Origin of the sequence: Agromyces cerinus (assembly GCF_016907835.1) — a bacterium.
Classification (GTDB): domain Bacteria; phylum Actinomycetota; class Actinomycetes; order Actinomycetales; family Microbacteriaceae; genus Agromyces; species Agromyces nitratus.
On record NZ_JAFBCT010000001.1, the window covers coordinates 3628491 to 3648558 of the forward strand.

24 protein-coding genes are annotated in these 20068 nt (G+C 70.7%); 14 read left to right on the forward strand and 10 right to left on the reverse strand.

Annotation, left to right across the window (positions count from 1 at the left end):
* Both JOE59_RS16965 and JOE59_RS16970 read left to right on the forward strand, forming a co-directional pair.
* A complete protein-coding gene (locus JOE59_RS16965; protein WP_204462565.1) occupies positions 1 to 474 on the forward strand; it encodes an LpqB family beta-propeller domain-containing protein in 474 nt (157 codons plus the stop codon).
* On the forward strand, positions 474 to 2159 hold the full coding sequence (locus JOE59_RS16970) for a DUF5671 domain-containing protein (RefSeq protein WP_204462567.1): 1686 nt from the start codon (positions 474 to 476) through the stop codon (positions 2157 to 2159). The genes JOE59_RS16965 and JOE59_RS16970 overlap by 1 nt, the downstream gene beginning before the upstream one ends.
* Positions 2160 to 2217: 58 nt before the next feature.
* Here the strand turns inward: JOE59_RS16970 and JOE59_RS16975 are convergent, their stop codons facing one another.
* Positions 2218 to 2682, reverse strand: a complete 465-nt coding sequence (locus tag JOE59_RS16975) for a GNAT family N-acetyltransferase (protein WP_204462569.1) — start codon at positions 2680 to 2682, stop codon at positions 2218 to 2220.
* Positions 2683 to 2773: 91 nt separating this feature from the next.
* Between JOE59_RS16975 and JOE59_RS16980 the strand changes: the two genes are divergently transcribed.
* Positions 2774 to 3244, forward strand: a complete 471-nt coding sequence (locus tag JOE59_RS16980; RefSeq protein WP_204462572.1) for a GNAT family N-acetyltransferase — start codon at positions 2774 to 2776, stop codon at positions 3242 to 3244.
* Between the two features lie 41 nt (positions 3245 to 3285).
* Complete coding sequence (locus tag JOE59_RS16985; RefSeq protein ID WP_204462574.1) at positions 3286 to 4125, forward strand: SDR family oxidoreductase; 840 nt, start codon at positions 3286 to 3288, stop codon at positions 4123 to 4125.
* A gap of 45 nt (positions 4126 to 4170) precedes the next feature.
* Here the strand turns inward: JOE59_RS16985 and JOE59_RS16990 are convergent, their stop codons facing one another.
* From JOE59_RS16990 to JOE59_RS17000, 3 genes are read right to left on the reverse strand one after another with little or no spacing between them, the layout of a single operon-like run.
* A complete protein-coding gene (locus JOE59_RS16990) occupies positions 4171 to 4989 on the reverse strand; it encodes an alpha/beta fold hydrolase (protein WP_204462576.1) in 819 nt (272 codons plus the stop codon).
* A 48-nt stretch (positions 4990 to 5037) separates the two neighbouring features.
* On the reverse strand, positions 5038 to 5469 hold the full coding sequence (locus JOE59_RS16995) for a hypothetical protein (RefSeq protein WP_204462578.1): 432 nt from the start codon (positions 5467 to 5469) through the stop codon (positions 5038 to 5040).
* Positions 5466 to 6722 carry a serine/threonine-protein kinase gene (locus tag JOE59_RS17000; RefSeq protein ID WP_204462580.1) on the reverse strand — a complete coding sequence of 419 codons (1257 nt, stop codon included), beginning with the start codon at positions 6720 to 6722 and terminating at the stop codon, positions 5466 to 5468. The genes JOE59_RS16995 and JOE59_RS17000 overlap by 4 nt, the downstream gene beginning before the upstream one ends.
* 97 nt (positions 6723 to 6819) lie before the next feature.
* On the opposite strand from JOE59_RS17000, the gene JOE59_RS17005 reads away from it, so the two are divergent.
* A complete protein-coding gene (locus tag JOE59_RS17005) occupies positions 6820 to 7548 on the forward strand; it encodes a hypothetical protein (protein WP_204462582.1) in 729 nt (242 codons plus the stop codon).
* A 44-nt stretch (positions 7549 to 7592) separates the two neighbouring features.
* Positions 7593 to 8051: an RNA polymerase sigma factor gene (locus JOE59_RS17010; RefSeq protein ID WP_204462584.1), complete on the forward strand. Its 459-nt coding sequence runs from the start codon at positions 7593 to 7595 to the stop codon at positions 8049 to 8051.
* Positions 8052 to 8111: 60 nt separating this feature from the next.
* Here the strand turns inward: JOE59_RS17010 and JOE59_RS17015 are convergent, their stop codons facing one another.
* From JOE59_RS17015 to JOE59_RS17030, 4 genes are all read right to left on the reverse strand, one after another.
* On the reverse strand, positions 8112 to 8834 hold the full coding sequence (locus JOE59_RS17015) for a cation efflux transmembrane domain-containing protein (RefSeq protein WP_239560361.1): 723 nt from the start codon (positions 8832 to 8834) through the stop codon (positions 8112 to 8114).
* A complete protein-coding gene (locus tag JOE59_RS17020; RefSeq protein WP_307837101.1) occupies positions 8831 to 9181 on the reverse strand; it encodes an ArsR/SmtB family transcription factor in 351 nt (116 codons plus the stop codon). The genes JOE59_RS17015 and JOE59_RS17020 overlap by 4 nt, the downstream gene beginning before the upstream one ends.
* Positions 9182 to 9283: 102 nt before the next feature.
* On the reverse strand, positions 9284 to 10120 hold the full coding sequence (locus tag JOE59_RS17025; RefSeq protein WP_074259587.1) for an exodeoxyribonuclease III: 837 nt from the start codon (positions 10118 to 10120) through the stop codon (positions 9284 to 9286).
* A gap of 65 nt (positions 10121 to 10185) precedes the next feature.
* Positions 10186 to 10740 (reverse strand): DUF6328 family protein, encoded by a 555-nt coding sequence (locus JOE59_RS17030; protein ID WP_239560362.1) that lies wholly within the window; start codon positions 10738 to 10740, stop codon positions 10186 to 10188.
* A gap of 72 nt (positions 10741 to 10812) precedes the next feature.
* Between JOE59_RS17030 and cofE the strand changes: the two genes are divergently transcribed.
* The 5 genes from cofE to fgd are packed head-to-tail and all read left to right on the forward strand — an operon-like array spanning position 10813 to position 14790.
* Positions 10813 to 11592: a coenzyme F420-0:L-glutamate ligase gene (cofE, locus tag JOE59_RS17035; RefSeq protein ID WP_374191133.1), complete on the forward strand. Its 780-nt coding sequence runs from the start codon at positions 10813 to 10815 to the stop codon at positions 11590 to 11592.
* Between the two features lie 43 nt (positions 11593 to 11635).
* Positions 11636 to 12634 (forward strand): TIGR03557 family F420-dependent LLM class oxidoreductase, encoded by a 999-nt coding sequence (locus tag JOE59_RS17040; protein ID WP_307837102.1) that lies wholly within the window; start codon positions 11636 to 11638, stop codon positions 12632 to 12634.
* Positions 12631 to 13320: a 2-phospho-L-lactate guanylyltransferase gene (cofC, locus tag JOE59_RS17045; protein WP_204462590.1), complete on the forward strand. Its 690-nt coding sequence runs from the start codon at positions 12631 to 12633 to the stop codon at positions 13318 to 13320. The genes JOE59_RS17040 and cofC overlap by 4 nt, the downstream gene beginning before the upstream one ends.
* 9 nt (positions 13321 to 13329) lie before the next feature.
* Positions 13330 to 13716, forward strand: coding sequence for a hypothetical protein (locus JOE59_RS17050; RefSeq protein ID WP_204462593.1), 387 nt, complete (start codon positions 13330 to 13332; stop codon positions 13714 to 13716).
* Positions 13717 to 13770: 54 nt separating this feature from the next.
* Positions 13771 to 14790, forward strand: coding sequence for a glucose-6-phosphate dehydrogenase (coenzyme-F420) (gene fgd / locus JOE59_RS17055; protein ID WP_204462595.1), 1020 nt, complete (start codon positions 13771 to 13773; stop codon positions 14788 to 14790).
* A 91-nt stretch (positions 14791 to 14881) separates the two neighbouring features.
* Here the strand turns inward: fgd and ggt are convergent, their stop codons facing one another.
* Positions 14882 to 16717, reverse strand: coding sequence for a gamma-glutamyltransferase (ggt, locus tag JOE59_RS17060; protein ID WP_204462597.1), 1836 nt, complete (start codon positions 16715 to 16717; stop codon positions 14882 to 14884).
* Positions 16718 to 16833: 116 nt separating this feature from the next.
* Positions 16834 to 17331, reverse strand: coding sequence for a hypothetical protein (locus JOE59_RS17065; RefSeq protein ID WP_204462599.1), 498 nt, complete (start codon positions 17329 to 17331; stop codon positions 16834 to 16836).
* 86 nt (positions 17332 to 17417) lie between these two features.
* On the opposite strand from JOE59_RS17065, the gene JOE59_RS17070 reads away from it, so the two are divergent.
* The 3 genes from JOE59_RS17070 to JOE59_RS17080 all read left to right on the forward strand — a co-directional run bounded on the left by JOE59_RS17070 (position 17418) and on the right by JOE59_RS17080 (position 19974).
* Entirely contained in the window at positions 17418 to 17942 is a 525-nt protein-coding gene (locus JOE59_RS17070; protein ID WP_204462601.1) for a hypothetical protein, read from the forward strand.
* Between the two features lie 451 nt (positions 17943 to 18393).
* Positions 18394 to 18657 carry a hypothetical protein gene (locus JOE59_RS17075; RefSeq protein WP_204462604.1) on the forward strand — a complete coding sequence of 88 codons (264 nt, stop codon included), beginning with the start codon at positions 18394 to 18396 and terminating at the stop codon, positions 18655 to 18657.
* A 219-nt stretch (positions 18658 to 18876) separates the two neighbouring features.
* Positions 18877 to 19974, forward strand: a complete 1098-nt coding sequence (locus tag JOE59_RS17080) for a DNA glycosylase AlkZ-like family protein (RefSeq protein ID WP_204462606.1) — start codon at positions 18877 to 18879, stop codon at positions 19972 to 19974.
* Positions 19975 to 20068: the final 94 nt, after the last annotated feature.

Genomic DNA, 20068 nt, shown 5'->3' on the forward strand with positions numbered 1-20068 from the left:
ATGGTCGAACCCCCGGCGGAGCCTGCAACGAGGCCGAATCGTACGCTCATCGTGATCCTCTCCGTCATCGGCGTGCTCGTCGTCGTCGCCCTCGTCGTGGTGTTCACCCGCGGCACGCCCCAGCTCCTCGACGAGTCCACGCCCGAAGGCGTGGTGCAGCGGTACTCGGCCGCGGTGATCGACGGCGACGAGGCCGCTGCCATCGAGTACCTCGTCCCCGAGCTCGGCGACCCCTGCCGCGAGTTCGACGGCGGATACTCCCAGGACCTGCGCGTGACCCATGTCTCGACGACGCAGCGCGATGACACCGCCGAGGTGCAGGTGCTCATCACCACCACCTACGACGCCGGACCGTTCGACTCCTCGAGCTACGAGGAGAAGGCCGAGTTCGACCTCGTCAGGAGCGGGGACGGCTGGCTCATCGAATCGACGCCCTGGCCGCTCACGATCTGCGAGCCCGGGGTGGTGGAGTGATGAGCTCCGCGCAGGGCACCGTTCGCCGACTGATCGTCTACTCGCTCCTCTTCGCACTCGTCACGATCGTCGCGATCGGCGTCGCCGGCCTCCTCGAGCGACTGCTCGGCGTCAGCACCGAGTTGGTGTTCGGCGGCACCGTCGACCTCGCCCGTTCGCTCGCGTTCGCGCTCATCGGCGGGCCGCTCGCTGCCGTGCTGTGGTGGTCGGTCTGGCGCCGGCTGCGCGACGGCGCCGAGCGCGCATCGCTCGGCTGGGGTCTCTACGTGACCGTGATGTACACCGTGGCACTCATCGTGGCGACCTCGACGCTCGTCGGCACGGCGGCGTCCCTCCTCGACGGCGACTGGCGACCCGGCACCTTCGCCGCCTTCCTCGTCTGGGCACTCGTCTGGGTGTGGCACCGGTGGATGTGGCGGCATCCGGTGAAGCATCCGATCCGGCTGCAGACCGTGCCCGCGGTCGCGGGATCGGTCATCGGACTCGTCGTCGGTGCCGGCGGGGCCGTCAACGCCCTCGGTGCACTGTTCGACGCGGCGATCCGCGGCATCTCCCAGACCACGATCGCGGGCAGCCCGTGGTGGCAGCTGCCGGTCGACGGGCTCATCTGGGCGGTGGTCGGCACGGCGATCTGGTGGTGGCACTGGCACCGCGAGGGCGCCAGGCGACTCGACACGGGCCTCTCCGCCGTGGCCCTCGTGGTCGTCGGCGTGATGGCCGCGGGCCTGCTGATGCTCGTCGGACTCGGCACGACGCTCTGGGTCGGGCTGCGGGTCGCATTCGACGCCGGTGCGCCCTCCGATGAGATCCTGCGTCCGCTGGGGGCCGCGCTCGCGTGGACGCTCGTCGGCGCGACGGTGTGGACCTACCACCGTCGGATCGCCGCCGTCCGGTCCGACGGCACGCGCCGGGCGAGCACGCTCGTCATGTCGGGGGTCGGCCTCGTCGGCGCGGCCACGGGCATCGGCATCATCGTGAACAGCGTGCTCGCCGCGCTCGTCGACCCGTTCGCGTCATCCGACACCCGTTCCCTCCTCCTCGGCGGCATCAGTGCGCTCGTCGTCGGGGGGCCCGTCTGGTGGTTCAGCTGGCGGCCGACCGAGCGCCCCGAACCGGCCGAGATCGCCTACCCCGGCCGCCGCATCTACCTCGTGGCCGTGTTCGGACTGAGCGCGATCGTCGCGCTCATCACCCTGCTCGTGGTCGGCTTCCAGCTCTTCGCATTCGGGCTCGCCTCGACGAGCGGCGCGAGCCTGATCGACCAGATACGCGCTCCGCTCGGCCTGCTCGTCGCCACCGTGCTCGTGTTCGGCTACCACTTCGCCGTGTGGCGTCGCGACCGTTCGGTGATCGCCGCAGCGGGGCTCGCTCCCGAGCAGCGGGTCGGCCGGGTCATCCTCGTGGCCGGCGGCGAGACAACGGAGGTCGAACAGGCGATCCGCGCCACGGGTGCCTCCGTCACCGTCTGGCGGAGTGCCGAGGCGGATGACGTCGCCGCGGCCGGCACCGAGGCCGAGGTGGGGCCTGCAACCGGGGCCGAGCCTGAGCCGCCCATCGAGGTCGAGACCGCTGCGCGCCCCGATCCCCGTGCGATCGTGGCCGCGCTCGACGGCGTCGCCGCGAAGCGCGTGCTCGTCATCGTGGGGCCGGGTGACCGCGTCGAGGTGATCCGCCTGGCCGACTGACGGGCGGGCCGGGCGCGATTCCGCCGATCGAGCGGATGCCGCGGCATCCGCTCGTTCGTCAGAGCACCTTCTGCATGTGGATCGCCGCCGTCTCGTAGCCGAGCGACTCGTAGAGGCGGATCGCCGGCGTGTTGTACCCGAAGACGTTCAGGCGCAGGTTCACCGCCCCCTGTTCGCGCGCGACCTCCTCGGCGAGCTGCATCACGCGGCTGCCGAGCCCCCGGCGCCGGTGCGTCTCGTGGATCGCGACGTCCCAGATGTACCAGTTGGCCGGCTCGCTCATCGGGCCGATCCAGAGCCAGCCCGCGTCCTCGCCGTCGGCCTCGACGGTGAAGAGCAGATGCCCGTCGATGAGCCGCCCGTCGGGGAAGTACTGGTCCTCCGAGGCGCGCCGGCCGACGGCCGCCTGCTCGGCGTTCTCGCCGGCGCGCTGCCGCGCCTGTTCGTATGCCGCCATCGCGACGGGCAGCCAGGCGGCCGTCTCGGCCTCGGTCTTCAGTCGGAGTCGAACGTCGTCGGTCATCCGCCCATGGTGCCACGACGCCGATCGCGAGGGGAGGGGTGCACGGCGGTCGGATCCGCCCTCTCGCGGCGCAGTGTGACAGGCTTCGCCCATGACCGCCTCCCTCCGACCGCTCGACCGCGCCCGGCTTCCCGAGTGGATCGACCGCAGTGCCGGCGAGTACGCCCGCGATCTCATCGCGATGGGCAGGTCCGAGGAATGGGCCCTGAGGCATGCCGCGGAGGGGATGGCCGAATCGTTCCCGGGTGGCGCGCCGACACCCGGTCACGAGGTCTTCGACGTCGTCGACGACCAGGGCGTCGCGGTCGGCTACCTCTGGATCGGCCCCGACACGAGCGGCGACGACCGGTCGTGGTGGATCTGGGACGTGCTGATCGAACCCGGGCACCGGGGCCGGGGTCTCGGGCGCGAGGCGATGCGCCTCGCCGAGGAGCACGCCAGGGCGCAGGGCGCCCACTCGATCGGCCTCAACGTCTTCGCGTTCAACGCGACGGCACGCGGCCTCTACGAGTCGCTCGGCTACGAGACGACCTCGGTGCGCATGGGCAAGCGCCTCGACTGATCGCGGCGAGCGGATGCCCCGTGGTGGGCGAAAATGGTGGGATGACGAGAACGGTGCGCGGCGCGAGGGTCCTGATCACCGGCGCGGCCGGGGGCATGGGCCGCATGTACGCCGAACGCGCGGTGGCCGAGCACGCGGCATCCGTCACCCTCTGGGACCGCGACGCGGCGGCGCTCGCGCGCACGGTCGACGAGCTCGGCGCGATCTCGCGCGGGCGCACCCGCATCCAGTCGTTCGTCGTCGACGTCGGCGACCTCGGAGCGATCGCGAAGACCGCCCAGCGCGTGCGGCGCGAGGTCGGCAACCCCGACGTGCTCATCAACAACGCCGGCATCGTGCGCGGCAACCGCTACTTCTGGAACACCGACAACGGCGACGACACCCGCACGACGATGCAGGTCAACGCGCTCGCGCCGATGTACATCGCGCGCGAGTTCCTACCCGGCATGATCTCGAACGCGTATCGTGCGGCGCGCATCGTGAACGTCGCGAGTGCTGCAGGCACCCTCGCGAACCCCCGCATGGCGGTCTACGCCGCGTCGAAGGCGGCGCTCATCGGCTGGAGCGACTCGCTGCGACTCGAGCTCGAGCAGTCCGACCACGGCAACGTGAAGGTGACCACGGTCACGCCGAGCTACATCGCGACCGGTATGTTCGCGGGTGCCCGCGGTCCGGTGCTCGCGCCGGTGCTCGAGCCCGAGTACGTCGTCGACCGCGTGTGGCGGGCGATGCTCGAGGGCAGGCCCCTGCTGGAGCTGCCGAGGAGCGTTCGCTTCTCACGCGCGCTGCGTGGTCTGCTGCCGACGCGCGTCTTCGACCGCGTCGTCGGCGACGGCTTCGGCGTGTACCGCTCGATGGATCGGTTCACGGGGCGCCGCTGACGCCGAGCGCCGCAGCGCTCGCGCTGACGCCGCGCGCCGTATCGCTCAGAGCTCGTGCTCGCCCAGCCAGTCGAGCAGCACGCGCGTGAACTCCTCGGAGCGCTCGACGCTCGGCAGGTGCGCCGTGTCGGCGAAGCGAGCACCCGTCGCGTTCGGCAGGTGCTCGAGCAGGTGGTCGTACGCCGCGAGCACCGGGCTGACGTCGTACTCGCCCACCGTCACGAGCGCGGGCAGCCGGATGTCGCCGAGCCGCTCGTTCGCCGGCGGTTCGAGCGGGAGCATGGTGCCGTCGTCGGTCGCGTGGGCGGCGTTCGGGGCGTTCAGTTCGTACGCCCGTCGCACGAACCCGGGGTCGAGCTCCGCCTCGGAGCGAAGCGGCCCCACAGCCCACACCGCCGCCTCGAGGCGCATGAGCAGCGCCGCATCGACCGCCGGATCGATCGCCTCGATCTCGTCGAACCGTCGCTGCTCCTCATCGGTGAGCGGCAGGTCGGGGAATCCGCCCGGCTCCGAGCCGACGGTCACGACGCCGCGGACGCGGTCGGGGAAGGCGAGTGCGGTGTCGAGCGTGATGCGCCCGCCGCGGCTCGCGCCGATGACGGTCGCCTCGGCGACGCCGAGGTGGTCGAGCACCGCGATCGCGTCGGCGTGGTTCGCGAACGGCACCGACTCGTCGTGGTGCGTGCCGCCGAACCCGCGGGGGTCGTACCGCACGACGAAGTGGTCTTCGGCGAGGGCGTCGATCTGCTCGTCCCACATGCGCAGCGTCGCGATGCCGGCGGGGATCAGGAGCAGGGCGGGCGCGGAGGCGTGGCCCGCCGACTCGTAGTGGAGTTCGGCACCGGGAACCGTGAGTGTTGGCATCCCCCGATGCTACGCACTTCGATCGCCCCCGCCGTCACGGGCGATCGCTCAGTCGTCGTCGCCCTGGTCCTGCTTCTTGTCCTTCTTGTCGTTGTTGCCGTTGTTGTTGCCCGGGCCGCGGTTGTCGTTGTCGTCGTCGTCGTCCTCGGTCGGCGTGGGGGTCGGCGTGACGGAATCGGTGACCTCGGCGGCTTCGAGATCAGCCTGCACGAGCGCAATGGCCTCGCGGATGTCGGCGGCCTGCTGCTCGCCGATGGTGCCCGAGTCGACGGCCGCGGTCACGTCGTTCTCGAGCAGGGCGAGGGCGGCGATCGCGCCGAGGTAGTCGCCGTCGGCAGCGCGTTTCGCGACCTGCACGACCGAGGAGTGGAGATCGGCGCTGACCGCCTCAGGTGATTGACCGCAGGCGGCCAGCCCGAACGCGAGCGACCCGGCGAGGAGTCCGGCGCCGACCATGGTGCGAAGTCGTGCGCGCGTCATCGCGTCACCGCCTCTTCGAGCTGCTCGAGATGCACGCCGAGCTCGCCCGGCAGGGTCGGCAGCGTCTCGGTGGGCACGGGCTGCGGCCCGGTGAGGCTCGCGACCACCGGCGGCACGAGCAACGCGATGCCGATCGCGATGACGACGAGCAGCCCGACGGCGATCGCCGGACGCACCCAGCGGCGCGAGGGGGTCGGCGCCGGCTCGAACGCGGACGCCACAGCCCGAGCGGCGACGGCCCCATCGGCACCCTCAGGGGTGCCGAGCACGGCCGTCGTCGCGGCCGACGAGGCCGCGGCGGTGCGCGAAGCGGGCAGCACCAGGGTGGGGGCGTCGGATGCCTCGTGCAGCACGGTCGTCGCGGCATCCGCTCGGTTCGTCTCCGCCGATGCGGGCTCCGGCACGCTCGGAAGCCGACCGGCCGCGATCGCGACGTCGAGCGCCGTCGGTCGATCGGATGCCTCTCGGGCGGTCATGCCGCGGAGCAGCTCCACCCACTCGGTGCCGAGCAGTGCGGGGATCTCGGGGTCGCCCACGAGGCGTGCCGCCGCCGCTTCGACGGCCGGGCCGGGGAACGCCTGCCGCCCGGTGCGCGCCTCGAGCAGCACGAGCCCGAGCGAGTAGATGTCGGACGCGACGCCCGGCGCGCGGCCGCTCACCTGCTCGGGGCTGAGGTAGCCGGGGGTGCCGACGTAGGCGCCGGTGCGGGTGAGGCGCGCATCGTCGATGAGGCGGGCGATGCCGAAGTCGGCGAGTTTCGCGTCCCAGCTGCGAGTGGGCAGGTGCGACGGTGCCAGCAGCACGTTCCCCGGCTTCACGTCGCGGTGCACGATGCCGCGCGCGTGGATCACGTGCAGCGCCTCGGCGAGGTCGGCGGCGAGCCCCGCGGCCTCCGCTGTGCCGACCGGGCCGTGCTGCAGGGCCTTGCGGAGGTCCTGGCCCTCGACGAGTTCCATGACGAGGTACTCGCGGTCGATCGCGCCGTCGTGCGCGGCGTCGTAGAGGCGCACGAGCGCGCGGTGCTCGACGCTCGCGAGCAGGGCCGTCTCGGAGCGCCGGCGTGCCGCGTCGTCGATGCCCTCGGCGGCTTCGGCGAACACCTTCACGGCGACCGAGCGGCCGAGGCTCAGGTCTTCGCCGCGATAGACGCTCGCCATGCCGCCCCGGCCGATGAGCCCGTCGAGGCGGTATCGGCCGCCGAGCGTCACGCCCGTGAAGGGGCCGTCGGCGAAGCGGTCGGGGGAGCTGGTCACGCCTTCGAGCGTATCGTCGCAGGCTGGGAGACGGACGAATCGCGCGATGCCGGACATGACCTGGGTAGGGCATGATTCGACGAATGGAGACGTGGCGATGAACACCACGAACACCGATGGACTGCGCGGGCTCGATGAGGATCCCGATCTCGACCGGATGCTCGGTGCGGCGGCTCGCCCCAGCACCGGGCTGACACCCGAGGTGCGTTCCCGGCTTGCGGCGATGGCGGAGTCGGCGATGGCGCCGGACCGGCCGTCGCATCGGCGGCGGGCGGCTCTCGCGGCTGCCGTGCTGGCACCGGTGCTGCTGGTGGGGGGAGCGGGTGCGGCGTTCGCCGCGACCATGGTCGATTGGTCGCAGTTCTGGGGCACGAGCACGAGCACGACCACCGAGTGGCAGGCGTGGGCCGAGGAGCCCGATGCGGTCGTCACCTACTCGTTGCCGGGCGGCGGCGCCTGCGAGCTGCGCCTCGGAGACGTCACCTACAGTCCGGACCCGGCTCGCCCCGACGGTGTGGAGGCGGATCCGCGGGCGGCCGATGCGGTGCGCGACTACCTGCGGGCCGGGGACCTCTTCACCGAAGCCGATGTCGAGAACGCGATCGTCTCGGGCCGAGCCGTCGACGAGAACTTCATCGAGGAGGACGACGGCTCGAGGACCCGGTTCGGGTACGGCACCGAGAACTACGACGCCGACGTCGAGTACAACATGGCCGTCAAGAGCGCGATCCAGAACCGGATGACGGAGTACGTCGAGGGTCGAGGCCTGCCGATGGTCGGCGTCGGCTGGTTGGGCCAGGAGAAGTGCACCGGGGTCGACGAGTGATCGGCCGCAGCCGGTCGCGCGACGAACGCGACTACGCGGCGCTCATGGCCGAAGCTTCCCCCGACCTGCTCACGTACTTCGAACGCCGGGTCGGTGCCGACGGTGCCGACCTGCTCGCGGAGACGATGCTGATCGCCTGGCGCCGCAGGTCGGAGCTCCCGCGGGAGGTCGAGCCCGCACGCATGTGGCTGTTCGGCGTCGCGCGGAACGTGCTCCGCAACGCGGCCCGCAGCGAGGCGCGGCGCGAGCGTCTCGGCGACGCCCTCCGCGAGGTGCTGACGACCCGTTCGGTCGAGGATCCCGCCGACGTCGTCGCGATGCGGGATCTGCTCGAGCGGCTCGATCCCGACCTCGCCGAGATCGTCACCCTCGTGCACTGGGACGGCTGGTCGCTCGTCGAGATCGGCCGGCTGCTCGGCATGCCGGCGTCGACCGTGCGGGGTCGCTACCAGCGAGCGAAGGAGGAGCTCCGCGCGCAGCTCGCGGTGCGGGCGCCCCGCTGACGGGAGCGCCGGGGAGCGGGCGCGTCAGGGCGCGGGCGCCACCGGCGCCGCCCCGCCCGGTCAGCAGCAGTCGTCGTGCTCGTTGCCCTCGGCTTCGCGTTCGCCCGTGAGCACCGACACCGGCACCGTGCACGCGTCGCCGCGCCAGGCCTCGATGCCCTCGCGCACCGCGAATGCGGCGATGACGAGTGCGGCCACCGAGTCGGCCCACGCCCAGCCGAGCAGGCTGTTGAGCAGCAGGCCCGCGAGCAGCGCCGCCGAGAGGTAGGCGCAGATCAGCGTCTGCTTCGAGTCGGCGACGGCGGAGGCGGAACCGAGTTCGCGGCCGGTGCGGCGTTCGAACCACGACAGCAGCGGCATGACGGCGAGGCTCACGGCGGCGAGCACGATGCCGATCGGGGAGTGCTCGGGCTCCGAGGCCCCGAGCAGCGCGCGGGCGGCGTCGATGGACACGAACAGCGCCAGGCCGAAGAAGGAGACGGCGATGAGGCGCAGGGCGACGCGCTCGCGCTTGTGGGGGTCGGGGGCGGCGAACTGCCAGGCCACTGCGGCGGCCGAGAGCACCTCGACGATCGAGTCGAGGCCGAAGCCGATGAGGGCGGCCGACGAGGCGACCGAGCCGGCGACGAGGGCGACGATCGCCTCGATCACGTTGTACGTGATGGTCGCCGCGACGATGAGCCGGATGCGTCGCACGAGCACGGCGCGGCGCCCGGGGGCGAGCGTGCCGGGGATGCGCGGGCGCGGTGTGCTCGGGCCGGGCGTCTGCGGCACGGCGGTCATGCGCACGTGCATTCGTCGCCGGAGCAGCAGGCCGGGTCGACGACGAGCACGAGCCGCAGCAGGTCGCCGAGCGCCGGTGCGAGGTGCTCGCCGGCGAGCCGGTACGAGGTGCGACGACCGTCGGGCACCGCCTCGACGAGCCCGCAGCCGCGCAGGCAGGCCAGCTGGTTCGACATCACCTGGCGGGAGACGCCGAGCGAATCGGCGAGGTCCGACGGGTAGGCGGGCGCTTCACGAAGCGAGAGCAGGATGCGGGCGCGGGTCTCGTCGGAGAGCGCGTGCCCGAGGCGCGCGAGCGCCGCGGTGTGGGTCAGGGTCGCCGTTTCGGTCACGAGGTGCTCGGTCACGCCGGTGACGATACAGCAGATCGTGTATTCACAAAAGCCTGTATCGAACGGATGGCACGGCTCTCCGCGGCGCGGCGGGGCGCAGACGCCCGAGTCGACCGCCTAGAAGATCATCGGGCGATCGTCGTCATCATCGCCGATCGCGAGGTCGACGAGCACCGGCACGTGGTCGCTCGGGGCGTCGCCCTTGCGCTCGTTGCGGTGGATCGAGGCGTCCGTCACGGCCTCGGCGAATGCCGCCGACCCGAGGATGAAGTCGATGCGCAGCCCCTCGTTGCGCGGGAACTTCAGCTGCTTGTAGTCCCAGTAGGTGTAGCCCTCGGGAATGCGCGGGCGCACGACATCCGTCACACCGGCGTTCTCGAGCGTGAAGAACGCCTGCCGCTCGGCCGGCGACACATGGGTCGTCTGCCCCTCGACGACGGCCGGGTCTCCGTTGTCTTCATCGAGCGGTGCGATGTTGAAGTCGCCCATGAGCGCGAACGGCACTTCGGGCCGAGCGGATGTCTCGGCGCGCGTGTACTCCGTGAGCGCCGCGAGCCAGTCGAGCTTGTACGTGTAGTGCGGGTCGTCGAGCGAGCGGCCGTTGGGCACGTAGAGGCTCCACACCCGCACGCCGTTCACCGTCGCGCCGATCGCGCGCGCCTCCTGCGGCTGGTCGGGGCCTTCGAGCCCCTTGAGGAAGCCGGGCATGCCGGGGAACGAGGTCTCGACCTCGCCGATCGGCGAACGGCTCGCGATCGCGACGCCGTTCCACTGGTTCAGGCCGTGGATCGCGACCTCGTAGCCCGCCTCCTCGAACGCCTCGATCGGGAACTGCTCGGGCTTGCACTTGATCTCCTGCATCGCCAGCACGTCGACGTCTTCGCGCACCATCCAATCGACGGTGCGCGCCACGCGGGCGCGGATCGAGTTGACGTTCCAGGTGGCGATGCGCATGGTCCCAGCCTATTCGGCGGCACCGACGCGATTCGGCGCCGTGGCCGATTCCGCGCCCGGGTGAGTCAGGGGCGCAGCCGCTCCCGCAGCGATGGACGACCGACCCGCGGCACCACGATCCAGAACACCGCGAGCAGGATGAGGCTGACCCCGAGCGCGATGAACCCCGCGACCTGGTTCACGGCCACGTCGAAGATGAGGCTCGCAACGCCCGCCGTGAGGAACGAGACGACGACGAGCAGCGTCAGCAGGATGCGGTTGGCGATCCGCACGACCCGCTCCTTCTGGTGTTGTCCGGTGAGCTCGCGGTGCAGGATCACGGGCGCGAGACCCAGCATCGTCGCCGTCGCGGCGAGGACGACGAGCACGAGGTAGAGGGCGAGCTCGTAGCGCTCGAGCTCGGCGAACGTCGGCTGGAACGCCACCGCGAGCAGGAAGCCCGTGATGATCTGCGTGCCGGCCTGCACTGCGCGAAGCTCCTGCAGGACATCGTTCCACTTGCGGTCGAGACGCTCGCCGTACGTCTCCCGCCGGGTCTCGGTGTGCTCGCCGTGGACGTCGGCGGGATCGGCGCGGGCGGGTTCCACGTCGTCGTCGGCGGCTTCGGATTCGTGCGCCATGGCCGAATTCTGGCAGCGGCACCACGGAAGCTGCAAGGATCGAGTCAGTATCCATGGAGCCAGGGGGTGGCCGTGAAGTTCAGCATCGAAGGCGTCGAGGGCCTGCCCGAGATCGAGCAGGGCGCCGACCTGGCCGCGCTGATCGTCGACGCGACCGACCTCGCAGACGGCGACATCCTGGTCATCACCTCGAAGATCGTCTCGAAGGCCGAGGGGCGCGTCGTGCAGGCGGCCGACCGAGAGCAGGCCATCACCGACGAGACCGTCCGCGTCGTCGCGACCCGCCAGTACGAGGGCGGCGTGACCCGCATCGTCGAGAACCGGCAGGGCGTCATCGGCGCGGCGGCCGGTGTCGACGCGTCGAACGCACCCGACGGCACCGTGCTGCTGCTGCCGGTCGATCCGGATGCCTCGGCGCGGGCGCTGGCCACCGGCATCCGTGCGCTCACCGGCGCTCACGTCGGCGTCATCCTCTCCGACACGCTCGGCCGACCGTGGCGCGAGGGCCAGACCGACCTCGCGATCGGCGCGGCCGGCGTGCACGTCTTCGACGACCTGCGCGGGTCGACGGATGCCTCGGGCAAGCCGCTCTCGGTCACCATGCCGTGCGTGGCCGACGAGATCGCCGGGGCCGCCGAGCTCGTGAAGGGCAAGTCGTCGGGCGTGCCAATCGCGGTCGTGCGCGGCCTCGGGCAGTTCGTGGGCGATCTCGACCTGCCGGGTGCACGGTCGATCCAGCGGCCGGCCGAGCGCGACCTCTTCCGCGTGGGCGCCGACGAGGCGTACAACGAGGGGTATCGCGACGGCTTCGACGAAGCGCAGTCCGAGGGGCCGCTGGCCGCCGCGGAGTGACCCTCCGGCGGCAGACACCCCGCCGACACGCGAAGATGGAGACGTGTCAGCACACATCGGCTACGCCGCCATGCTCGAGCGGTTCCCGCCTGCAGAGGCCGTCGCGCTCAGCGCGCTCGCCGAGTCGCACGGGTTCCGCGGCGTCATGGCGAGCGACCACTTCCAGCCGTGGATTCCCGCGCAGGGCGAGTCCTCGTTTGTGTGGAGCGTGCTCGGCGCCATCGGCGAACGCACGCGCGGCGACTTCGGCCCGGGCGTGACGACGCCGGGGTATCGGATGCATCCGGCCGTCGTCGCCCAGGCGAGCGCGACGCTCGCGGCGATGCATCCGGGTCGCCACTGGCTCGGCCTCGGCTCGGGCGAGGCGCTCAACGAGCACGTCGTGGGCCCGTACTGGCCCGAGGCGCCCGACCGCATCAACCGCATGTTCGAGGCGGTCGACCTGATCAGGAAGCTCTTCGCCGGCTCGCTCGCCGGCCGCGACGTGCGTCACTCCGGCCAGCACTTCAAGCTCGAGGCGACCCGACTCTGGACGATGCCGGCCGTCGCGCCCGAGATCCTCGTCGCGGCATCGGGTCCGGTGACCGCCAAGCGCGCGGGTCGCACCGTCGACGGCATGATCACGACGGGCGCCCCCGCCGAGAAGCTCGCGGCCCTGCTCACCCGGTTCCGCGAGGGCGCGCGCGAGGTCGGGCGCGATGCCGCGCGCATGCCGAAGGTGCTGCAGCTGCACCTCTCGTGGGCGCCCACCGATGAGGAGGCGATGCGCGGCGCGCTCACCGAGTGGCCGAACGGCGGGCTGCGCATCCCGCGCGGCGACATCCGCTCGCCCTTCGAGTTCGAACAGCTCGCCCGCACCGTGCGCCCCGAGGACTTCGCCGGCCGCATGGTCGTCTCGGCCGACCCCGACGTGCACCGCGCCGACATCCAGCGCCACCTCGACCTCGGCTTCGACCGCATCTACCTGCACAACGCGGGCCGCGACCAGGCCGCGTTCCTCGAGGTCTTCGGTCGCGACGTGCTTCCCGGGCTCCGGGCATGACGAGCGCAGCGGATGCCGCGGGGCCGGCCTCGGCCGCGACCCCCGCCTGGACCGTCGTGATCCCCGTGAAGGCGCCGGCCGGCGCCAAGACGCGGCTCGCCGCGGCCGTGTCGCCGGCCGAGCGCGAGGCGCTCGCCCGGGCGTTCGCCCTCGACACGATCGCCGCGGCACTCGCCGCTCGCACGGTCGCCCGCGTCATCGTGGTCGGCGATGACCCCTCGCTCGCCGGCGCGGCCGAGTTCCTGCCCGAGCCGGCCGACGCGCCGCGGGGGCTGACCCGCGCGATCGCGCACGCCATCGCCCATGCCCGGGTGGGCGACGACGAGGCGGACCTCCGCCCCGTGGCCGTGCTGCTCGGCGACCTGCCGGCCCTCGCGCCCGAGCAACTCGACGCGGCGCTCGAGTCTGCGTCGCGGCATCCGCTCGCCTTCGTGCGCGACGCCGACGGCACCGGCACGACCCTCGCGACGGCCTCGGCGGGCGTGCAGCTCGCACCGCACTTCGGCGCCGACTCGGCGGCGCGGCATGCCGCTGCCGGGTTCGTCGAGCTCGAGGCATCCGCAGGCCTCCGGCGTGACGTCGACACGATCGACGCGCTCGCCGAAGCCCTCGAGCTCGGCGTCGGGCCGCTGACGCGGGTTGCAGCTGCAGGCATTCCGTTGCGCGGCGGTGCCGGCGCTCCCTAGTCTCGGGGCATGGGTCACGCCGAAGACGTCGAAGACACCGTGCCGCCGCCGGCCGGGTCGGCAGCGACGCCGTCGCTCTCCGAGGCCGCTGCAGCACACGATGCGTCGATGCCCGCCGCTGCCGATGCCGGTGCCGTCGCCGGGAGCGCGGTGGTCTCGATCGTGATCGCCCTCGTCGCGCTCGCAACACTCTTCGCGGGCCCGATCGCGGTCGTCCCGGCGATCGCGGGCATGATCGTCTCCCTTCGTGCCCGCAGGCAGTTGCAGCGCTCGTCGTATCGTGGCTACGGCATCTCGCTCCTGGCGTTCCTGATCTGCCTGGGCGTCTTCGTCGTGACGGCCGTGCCGATCATCTTGCCGTTCGCGTCGGTGCTGTTGTTCGCGCTGCTTCCCTGAGCCGGCTCCGTCCCTTTTGGCACCGAGCCCCGCGGGGCGTGCGAGGATCGAAGCATGACGCTCACCCTCGGATACAAGGCCTCAGCCGAGCAGTTCGCCCCGCGCGAGCTCGTGGAGATCGCGGTCGCGGCCGAAGCCAACGGCTTCGAGTCGGTGTTCACGAGCGACCACTTCCAGCCGTGGCGGCACGATGGCGGGCACGCGCCGTTCTCCCTCACCTGGATGGCCGCCGTCGGTGAGCGCACCTCGACCATCAAGATCGGCACGAGCGTCATGACGCCGACGTTCCGCTACAACCCGGCGGTGCTCGCCCAGGCGTTCGCGAGCCTCGGCTGCCTGTACCCGGGGCGCATTATCGCGGGCTTCGGCACCGGCGAAGCGCTGAACGAGATCGCCACGGGCTTCCGCGGCGCGGGCGAGCAGCAGTGGCCCGAGTTCCGCGAGCGCTTCGCGCGGCTCCGCGAGTCGGTGCGGCTCATGCGTGCGCTCTGGACCGACGACGAGCAGGTGAGCTTCGAGGGCGAGTACTACTCGACCCACGACGCGTCGATCTACGACCGACCGGATGTCCCGGTGCCCGTCTACATCGCCGCCGGCGGTCCGACCGTCGCGAAGTACGCGGGGCGCGCGGGTGACGGATTCATCTGCACCTCCGGCAAGGGCATGGAGCTCTACACCGAGCAGCTCATCCCAGCCGTGAAGGAAGGCGTCGCGGCCGGCGGTCGCTCGTACGACGCGCTCGACCGCATGATCGAGATCAAGGTCTCGTACGACACCGACGCCACGGCCGCGCTCGAGAACACGCGGTTCTGGTCGCCGCTGTCGCTCAGCCCCGAGCAGAAGCACGACATCACCGACCCCGTCGAGATGGAGCGGGCCGCCGACGCGCTGCCGATCGAGCAGATCGCCAAGCGCTGGATCGTCGGCAGTGACCCCGACGAGGTCGTCGCCGGCATCAAGCAGTACGTCGACTGGGGCTTCAACCACCTCGTCTTCCACGCGCCCGGTCACGATCAGGCGCGATTCCAGGAGCTCTTCGCGCGCGACCTCGCGCCGCGACTGCGGGCGCTCTGACCTCGGCGCATTCGTTTCAGGACGACGACTCGGGAGCAGGAAGGAACTCGTGTTCCCGTCCTGAGCTCGAGGCGTTCTCCTGATTTCGAGCTCAGGGAGCCGGTTCGACCACCAACCCGGTGCCGCCGCCGCGCCGAACGGGTTCGGCCACCGCGGTCATGAGTCCGTCGGCGTCGACCTCGATGGCCGCCACCGCACCGATCTCGGCTGGCGGTCCGAACGTGTGGCCGTACGGTGCGAGTTCGGCAGCGAAGGCGTCGAGGAACGCCTGCTCGGCCGAGACGTTCGCGGTGTTGCGCTGCGACGCCCGCGGTGCCGCGACCGCCTCGGGCAGGCTCATACCGAGGTCGATGCGGTTCACGAGCACCTGCGCCACGGTCGTGATGATCGTCGACCCGCCCGGCGAGCCGACCACGTAGCGCACGTCGCCGCCGTCGAGCACGATCGTGGGCGACATCGACGAGCGCGGGCGCTTGCCTGGCTCGACGGTGTTCGGGTCGGCGGGGTTCGGCACGAAGTTGAAGTCGGTGAGCTCGTTGTTCAGCAGGAATCCGCGCCCCGGCACGGTCATGCCCGAGCCGCCCGTCTGCTCGATCGTGAGCGTGTACGAGACCGCGTTGCCCCACTGGTCGACGACCGAGAGGTGGGTGGTCGAGATGTTCTCGGTGTCGACGGGGTCGGCGGCGGCGGCGAGCTCGCAGCCCGCCGCGTCCAGCGGCGCCGGCGCCACGGGCTTGACCGATGCGGCATCCGGGTCGATCACGCAGGCTCGTGCGTCGGCGAAGTCCTGACTCAGCAGGGTCTCGGTCGGCACGTCGACGAAGGCCGGGTCGCCGACGTAGGCGTTGCGGTCGGCGAAGGCGTGGGCGGTGGCCTCGAGGTAGAGGTGCAGGGCCTGCGGCGTCTGCTCGCCCGCGAGGTCGTAGTTCTCGAGGATGTTCAGCGACTCGCCGACCGTCGTGCCGCCCGACGACGACGGCGCCATGCCGTAGACGTCGAGTCCGCGGTACTCGAGGTGCGTCGGGTCCTGCTCGAGCACCTCGTAGTCGGCGAGGTCATCGGCCGTCAGGAAGCCCGGGTACGCGGGCAGCGTCGCCGCCGGATCGACCTGCGGATCCTGCGCGATCGCAGCGATCTCGTCGGCGAGGGCTCCCTCGTAGAAGACGTCGGTGCCGTGCACCGCGATCTGTCGAAGCGTCTTCGCCAGGTCGGGGTTCGTGAAGGTCGACCCGACCACCGGTGGTGCGTCGTTCGGCAGGAACAGCTCGGCCGTGGCGGGGAACGCCGCGAATCGGGCCTGGTTGGCCGCCGTCTGCTGGGCGAACGTCTCGTCGACCCGGAACCCGCGCGTGGCGAGCAGGATCGACGGCTTCAGCATGTCGTGCAGCGACTCGGTGCCGTAGCGGGCGAGCGCGGCCTCCCAGGTGGCGAGCGTGCCCGGCACGCCGACCGAGAGTCCCGACGACACGGCGGCGGCGAAGGGGTACGGCTGACCCGTCACGGGATCGATGAACGCATCGGTCGGCATCGTCGCGGGCGCGGTCTCCCGCCCGTCGATCGTGGTCACCTCGCCGCTCGCCGCGTCGAAGTACACGAAGTAGCCGCCGCCGCCGATGCCCGCGCTGTAGGGCTCGGTGACGCCGAGCGCGGAAGCCGTGGCCACGGCGGCGTCGACGGCGTTGCCGCCCTTGCGCAGCACCTCGAGACCCACGGCGCTCGCCTCCGAGTCGACGGATGACACGGCGCCGCCGAAGCCCGTCGAGGTCGACGGCGCCGGCGGCGCCGGGCGCCCGGCGGCGACCAGGCCCGCGGTGGCCGGCTGCGCGGAAGCCGGAGCGGCGGCGGCGAGCGCACCGACCGCGAGCGTTGCGGCGAGCGCTGCGCTCAGGCGACGAAGCGCGGTGCGGCGGCGGACGACGTTGACCATGATGGAACCCCCCGAATTGGGTACAACCTGGCAGATGACCTCACCGTAGACCTCGGCGGGGTCGGCGGCAACGGGTTGACGTCGACCGGGGCGACGACAGTGCGGGAGCTACCGGGTCAGCGCAGGCCGGGCCGGTTCACGCTCGGCGGGAGCGCGCAGTAGTCGTAGAAGAAGCGGGTCGGTGCGGCATCGTCGGTGACGTCGACGATGACGGATGCGCCGGAGTGCGGCAGCTCGTCGCCCGCGAGCAGCCACACCGAGAAGTGCCAGATGCCGCGCACGGCGTCGTCGAGCAGGCCCCGGCCGTCGGCGACGAGCACGGTGTCGTCGGATGCCCCGGGCAGGGCGCCCGCGCGGAAGGGCCCCACCACATCGGCGCGCAACGCGGCTTCTTCGGCGACGCCGACCGAGACGCGGATGACGGTCTGCCCGTGCGCGGTGAGTGCTGCCGCAAGGTCATCGGCGAAGCGTGCGGCATCGGCATCGGCATCGGCCGTCGCGGCCGCCTCGACCGCGATGAGCCGGGGGCCCCGAGAGGCGTGGTGCAGGAACTCCTCGACGATGCCCGCAATCAGTTCGTCGCGGGGTTGCGCCTCGTAGGCCGTTCGCGTCATCCCCTCAGGCTACGCGCGCGGAGGGGCGCTGGCGCGTTCGCCTTCACGATGCAGGGTCAAGGTTTCAAGGACTACGTTGTTGGCGGATGAAGCTAACTGCGATGGGCGACAGCGGAGCTGACCTTCCGGAGGATGCCCGAACCGCCTACCACTCGCATGATATGACGAGATATCGACTCGTAGTCGGCCGCAGATACAGCCCGCTTGCGGTGGCGCTGATCCGACCGATGGGCCTGAAAGTCCTCATTCTGGACGAATCTGGTCGGCCCAATTGGTTCCCACTTCCTCTGTTTGCCGTCGAGGCGCAAAGCCTCCCCGCATCCTGGCTCTTTGGCGTGACGGAAGTTCTGAACGCACCCTCAGTGACCGCGATCTGGGGGTACCGGGATCTCGTGTTGGACCCTGCTCATTTCGAGGCACTGATCGAGCGGAAGCTTCAAGCGTGGGAGGTGTTTCTGGATGCCGCCGACGGCAGGAGTGATCTGAGCCTCACGAGCGGGATGCAATATCGGTCGCTCGTGAAGAGGTCGAGAGGAGCCGTCAATCGTGCCGTGATGGCAGCCCGTAGGCTGATCCCTCATGGCGAGCGCGTCACTGCTGGTGCTGCGTGAGCTGTGACTTCGCCAACCATGCCTCGCATCGGCGAACCATCTCATCTCGATCAAACATGTAGTCATGATCATCGTCGAGCGAGGGCGCATGCCAAAGGCAACTTCCCCCGTCGCTCACGAGGTCGAATCCGTGCACATACTGAGCGCCGGCGTGCGCCCTGCCACTCGTCGGTAGATCTCCTTCGACCCAGGGTGCGACGAATCGACATGCGACGGGCCGCGATATTTCTCCAGAGATCAGCAGGTGCATGACAAGGGCAACGGTCTCCTCGGTGAGGCACATCGAAGGTTGCGGATCAATCACAGTGCCATTGTGGGCCCGCTCCAGCCACATCGTCCACGGAACCGAAAGCCGGGCGAGTGACGCCCGCAAGACGGTCCACCATCGAGCGGGAGTCGCTGGCCAATCCCGCGTTCAGCGGGCCGAGTGGGTAGGCGGTACGTTCAAGCGATGAAGTTCGTGGCCTCCTTCTTTGACAGAGACGACCGATACTCCCTGGGCGTGGAGGAGCAGTCATCTACGGCATACCTGTCGATCCCGGTGTCGAATAGTGCCGCGGACTATGAGGAGTACTACGCCCTGAGCGACCACGAGTGCGCGGCTTACGCCACCGATCGAGAGAAGGCGCGCGCGTTCGCCGAACAATGCCGTCGCCACGAGCATGATGACCGACTGATCCGGAAGCCGGGCTGGAGTCGCGGCACGCCGAGGTAGCGACTCGGGGCTGCGTGTCGCCATGCCGAAGCCGTCGGCCAGTGCGCGGATGCCGGTCGGTCATCGCGCCTGTAGACGGATCCGCCTACGCGACATCGGCTGCCGCGGGAGCGAACCGGCAATCGGTTGTCCAGTCACCGATACAACGCGACGTCGGTTGTCGTCTGTGGCGCGATGTGAAGACGGTCCCTGCTCGTGAGCGGTGGTTAGCTTGTCGTCATGGTCGGGGCGATCGGATGGCGGGAGATCCACTCGTGGCGGCTGCGGCGTCAGTTTCTGAACGGTCCAGGCGCCACCTCCGTAGGGGAAGTGGTTCGACGGCTGGTTGCGGTGCCGTCATGGTCGGGAGACGCCGAGCTCGCGATCGGGTCGCGAATGCGACGTCCGCATCTGGGAGCTGTAGCGGCTGCGTTCGCGGAGGGACATCTCGTCAAGACATTCGCGTTCCGCGGATCGATGAACTACCTCGTTCCCGAAGACGCTGGAATCTATCTCGCGCTCCGAGCGGTTGGGCGACAGTGGGAACTGAAGAGCTGGCGCGAGTTCTACCGCCTCGAACCCGCGGACTGGCCGGTGCTCCGCGCGGTCGTGCGCGACGCACTGTCATCCGGTCCTCTCAGCCAGCGCGATTTGGCCGACGTGGTCGTTCGTGACGCGCGATTCTCGCACCTCACCGGGGCACTCACTGATAAGTCATGCACGTTCCTCAAGCCCTTCGCATGGCAGGGCGACCTCAGTATTGCCCCATCGCGGGACGGCGTGCTGATGCTGCAGTCGCCGACGGTCGCATTCGGTTGGTCGGGCATTCCGGAACCCGAGGATGCCGGGCCGCGGGCTGTCCGCGCGTACCTCTCCGCCTACGGGCCCGCGTCTGCCGACCACCTGCAATACTGGCTCGGCGATGGCCTCAGCGCCGGCCGCAAGCGCATCGCGGGCTGGATCGTACGCATGCTGGAGGACGAGATCGTCACGATCGACGTCGAAGGCGATGCGCTGCTCTGTCATGCAGACCATGTCGACGAGCTGGCGTCGGAGCCGGCATCGGGCGTCATGCATCTGCTGCCAGGACTCGATCCGTGGCTCCTCGGCGCGGGTACTGCTGACGTGCACATCGTCCCGCCTGACCGGCGTGGAGAGATCACCCGCGGCGCCAATCCGGTACTGATCGACGGTCGGGTCGAAGGCACGTGGAAGGTCACCGAGGATCTGCTTACCGTGACGACCCACGACGGAGCATTCTCGAGCGACACGCTCGAGATCGCGCGCGGAAGACTCGCCGAGGTGCTTGGTCGCGAGATCCATTCCGACGGTCTCTGACGCCGCGTCCCCCAAGCGGATCCCTTTACGGACGTGCACTCAACGACGGTGCCGCCTTGCCCCGCCCAGGAATCCTGAGCGGACGGACGAATCG

Coding starts and splice junctions, on each gene's coding strand:
- JOE59_RS16965 (WP_204462565.1), top strand. CDS start 1: ATGGTCGAACCCCCGGCGGAGCCTGCAACGAGGCCGAATCGTACGCTC.
- JOE59_RS16970 (WP_204462567.1), top strand. CDS start 474: ATGAGCTCCGCGCAGGGCACCGTTCGCCGACTGATCGTCTACTCGCTC.
- JOE59_RS16975 (WP_204462569.1), bottom strand. CDS start 2,682: ATGACCGACGACGTTCGACTCCGACTGAAGACCGAGGCCGAGACGGCC.
- JOE59_RS16980 (WP_204462572.1), top strand. CDS start 2,774: ATGACCGCCTCCCTCCGACCGCTCGACCGCGCCCGGCTTCCCGAGTGG.
- JOE59_RS16985 (WP_204462574.1), top strand. CDS start 3,286: ATGACGAGAACGGTGCGCGGCGCGAGGGTCCTGATCACCGGCGCGGCC.
- JOE59_RS16990 (WP_204462576.1), bottom strand. CDS start 4,989: ATGCCAACACTCACGGTTCCCGGTGCCGAACTCCACTACGAGTCGGCG.
- JOE59_RS16995 (WP_204462578.1), bottom strand. CDS start 5,469: ATGACGCGCGCACGACTTCGCACCATGGTCGGCGCCGGACTCCTCGCC.
- JOE59_RS17005 (WP_204462582.1), top strand. CDS start 6,820: ATGAACACCACGAACACCGATGGACTGCGCGGGCTCGATGAGGATCCC.
- JOE59_RS17010 (WP_204462584.1), top strand. CDS start 7,593: ATGGCCGAAGCTTCCCCCGACCTGCTCACGTACTTCGAACGCCGGGTC.
- JOE59_RS17015 (WP_239560361.1), bottom strand. CDS start 8,834: ATGACCGCCGTGCCGCAGACGCCCGGCCCGAGCACACCGCGCCCGCGC.
- JOE59_RS17025 (WP_074259587.1), bottom strand. CDS start 10,120: ATGCGCATCGCCACCTGGAACGTCAACTCGATCCGCGCCCGCGTGGCG.
- JOE59_RS17030 (WP_239560362.1), bottom strand. CDS start 10,740: ATGGCGCACGAATCCGAAGCCGCCGACGACGACGTGGAACCCGCCCGC.
- cofC (WP_204462590.1), top strand. CDS start 12,631: ATGACGAGCGCAGCGGATGCCGCGGGGCCGGCCTCGGCCGCGACCCCC.
- JOE59_RS17050 (WP_204462593.1), top strand. CDS start 13,330: ATGGGTCACGCCGAAGACGTCGAAGACACCGTGCCGCCGCCGGCCGGG.
- fgd (WP_204462595.1), top strand. CDS start 13,771: ATGACGCTCACCCTCGGATACAAGGCCTCAGCCGAGCAGTTCGCCCCG.
- ggt (WP_204462597.1), bottom strand. CDS start 16,717: ATGGTCAACGTCGTCCGCCGCCGCACCGCGCTTCGTCGCCTGAGCGCA.
- JOE59_RS17065 (WP_204462599.1), bottom strand. CDS start 17,331: ATGACGCGAACGGCCTACGAGGCGCAACCCCGCGACGAACTGATTGCG.
- JOE59_RS17070 (WP_204462601.1), top strand. CDS start 17,418: ATGAAGCTAACTGCGATGGGCGACAGCGGAGCTGACCTTCCGGAGGAT.
- JOE59_RS17075 (WP_204462604.1), top strand. CDS start 18,394: ATGAAGTTCGTGGCCTCCTTCTTTGACAGAGACGACCGATACTCCCTG.
- JOE59_RS17080 (WP_204462606.1), top strand. CDS start 18,877: ATGGTCGGGGCGATCGGATGGCGGGAGATCCACTCGTGGCGGCTGCGG.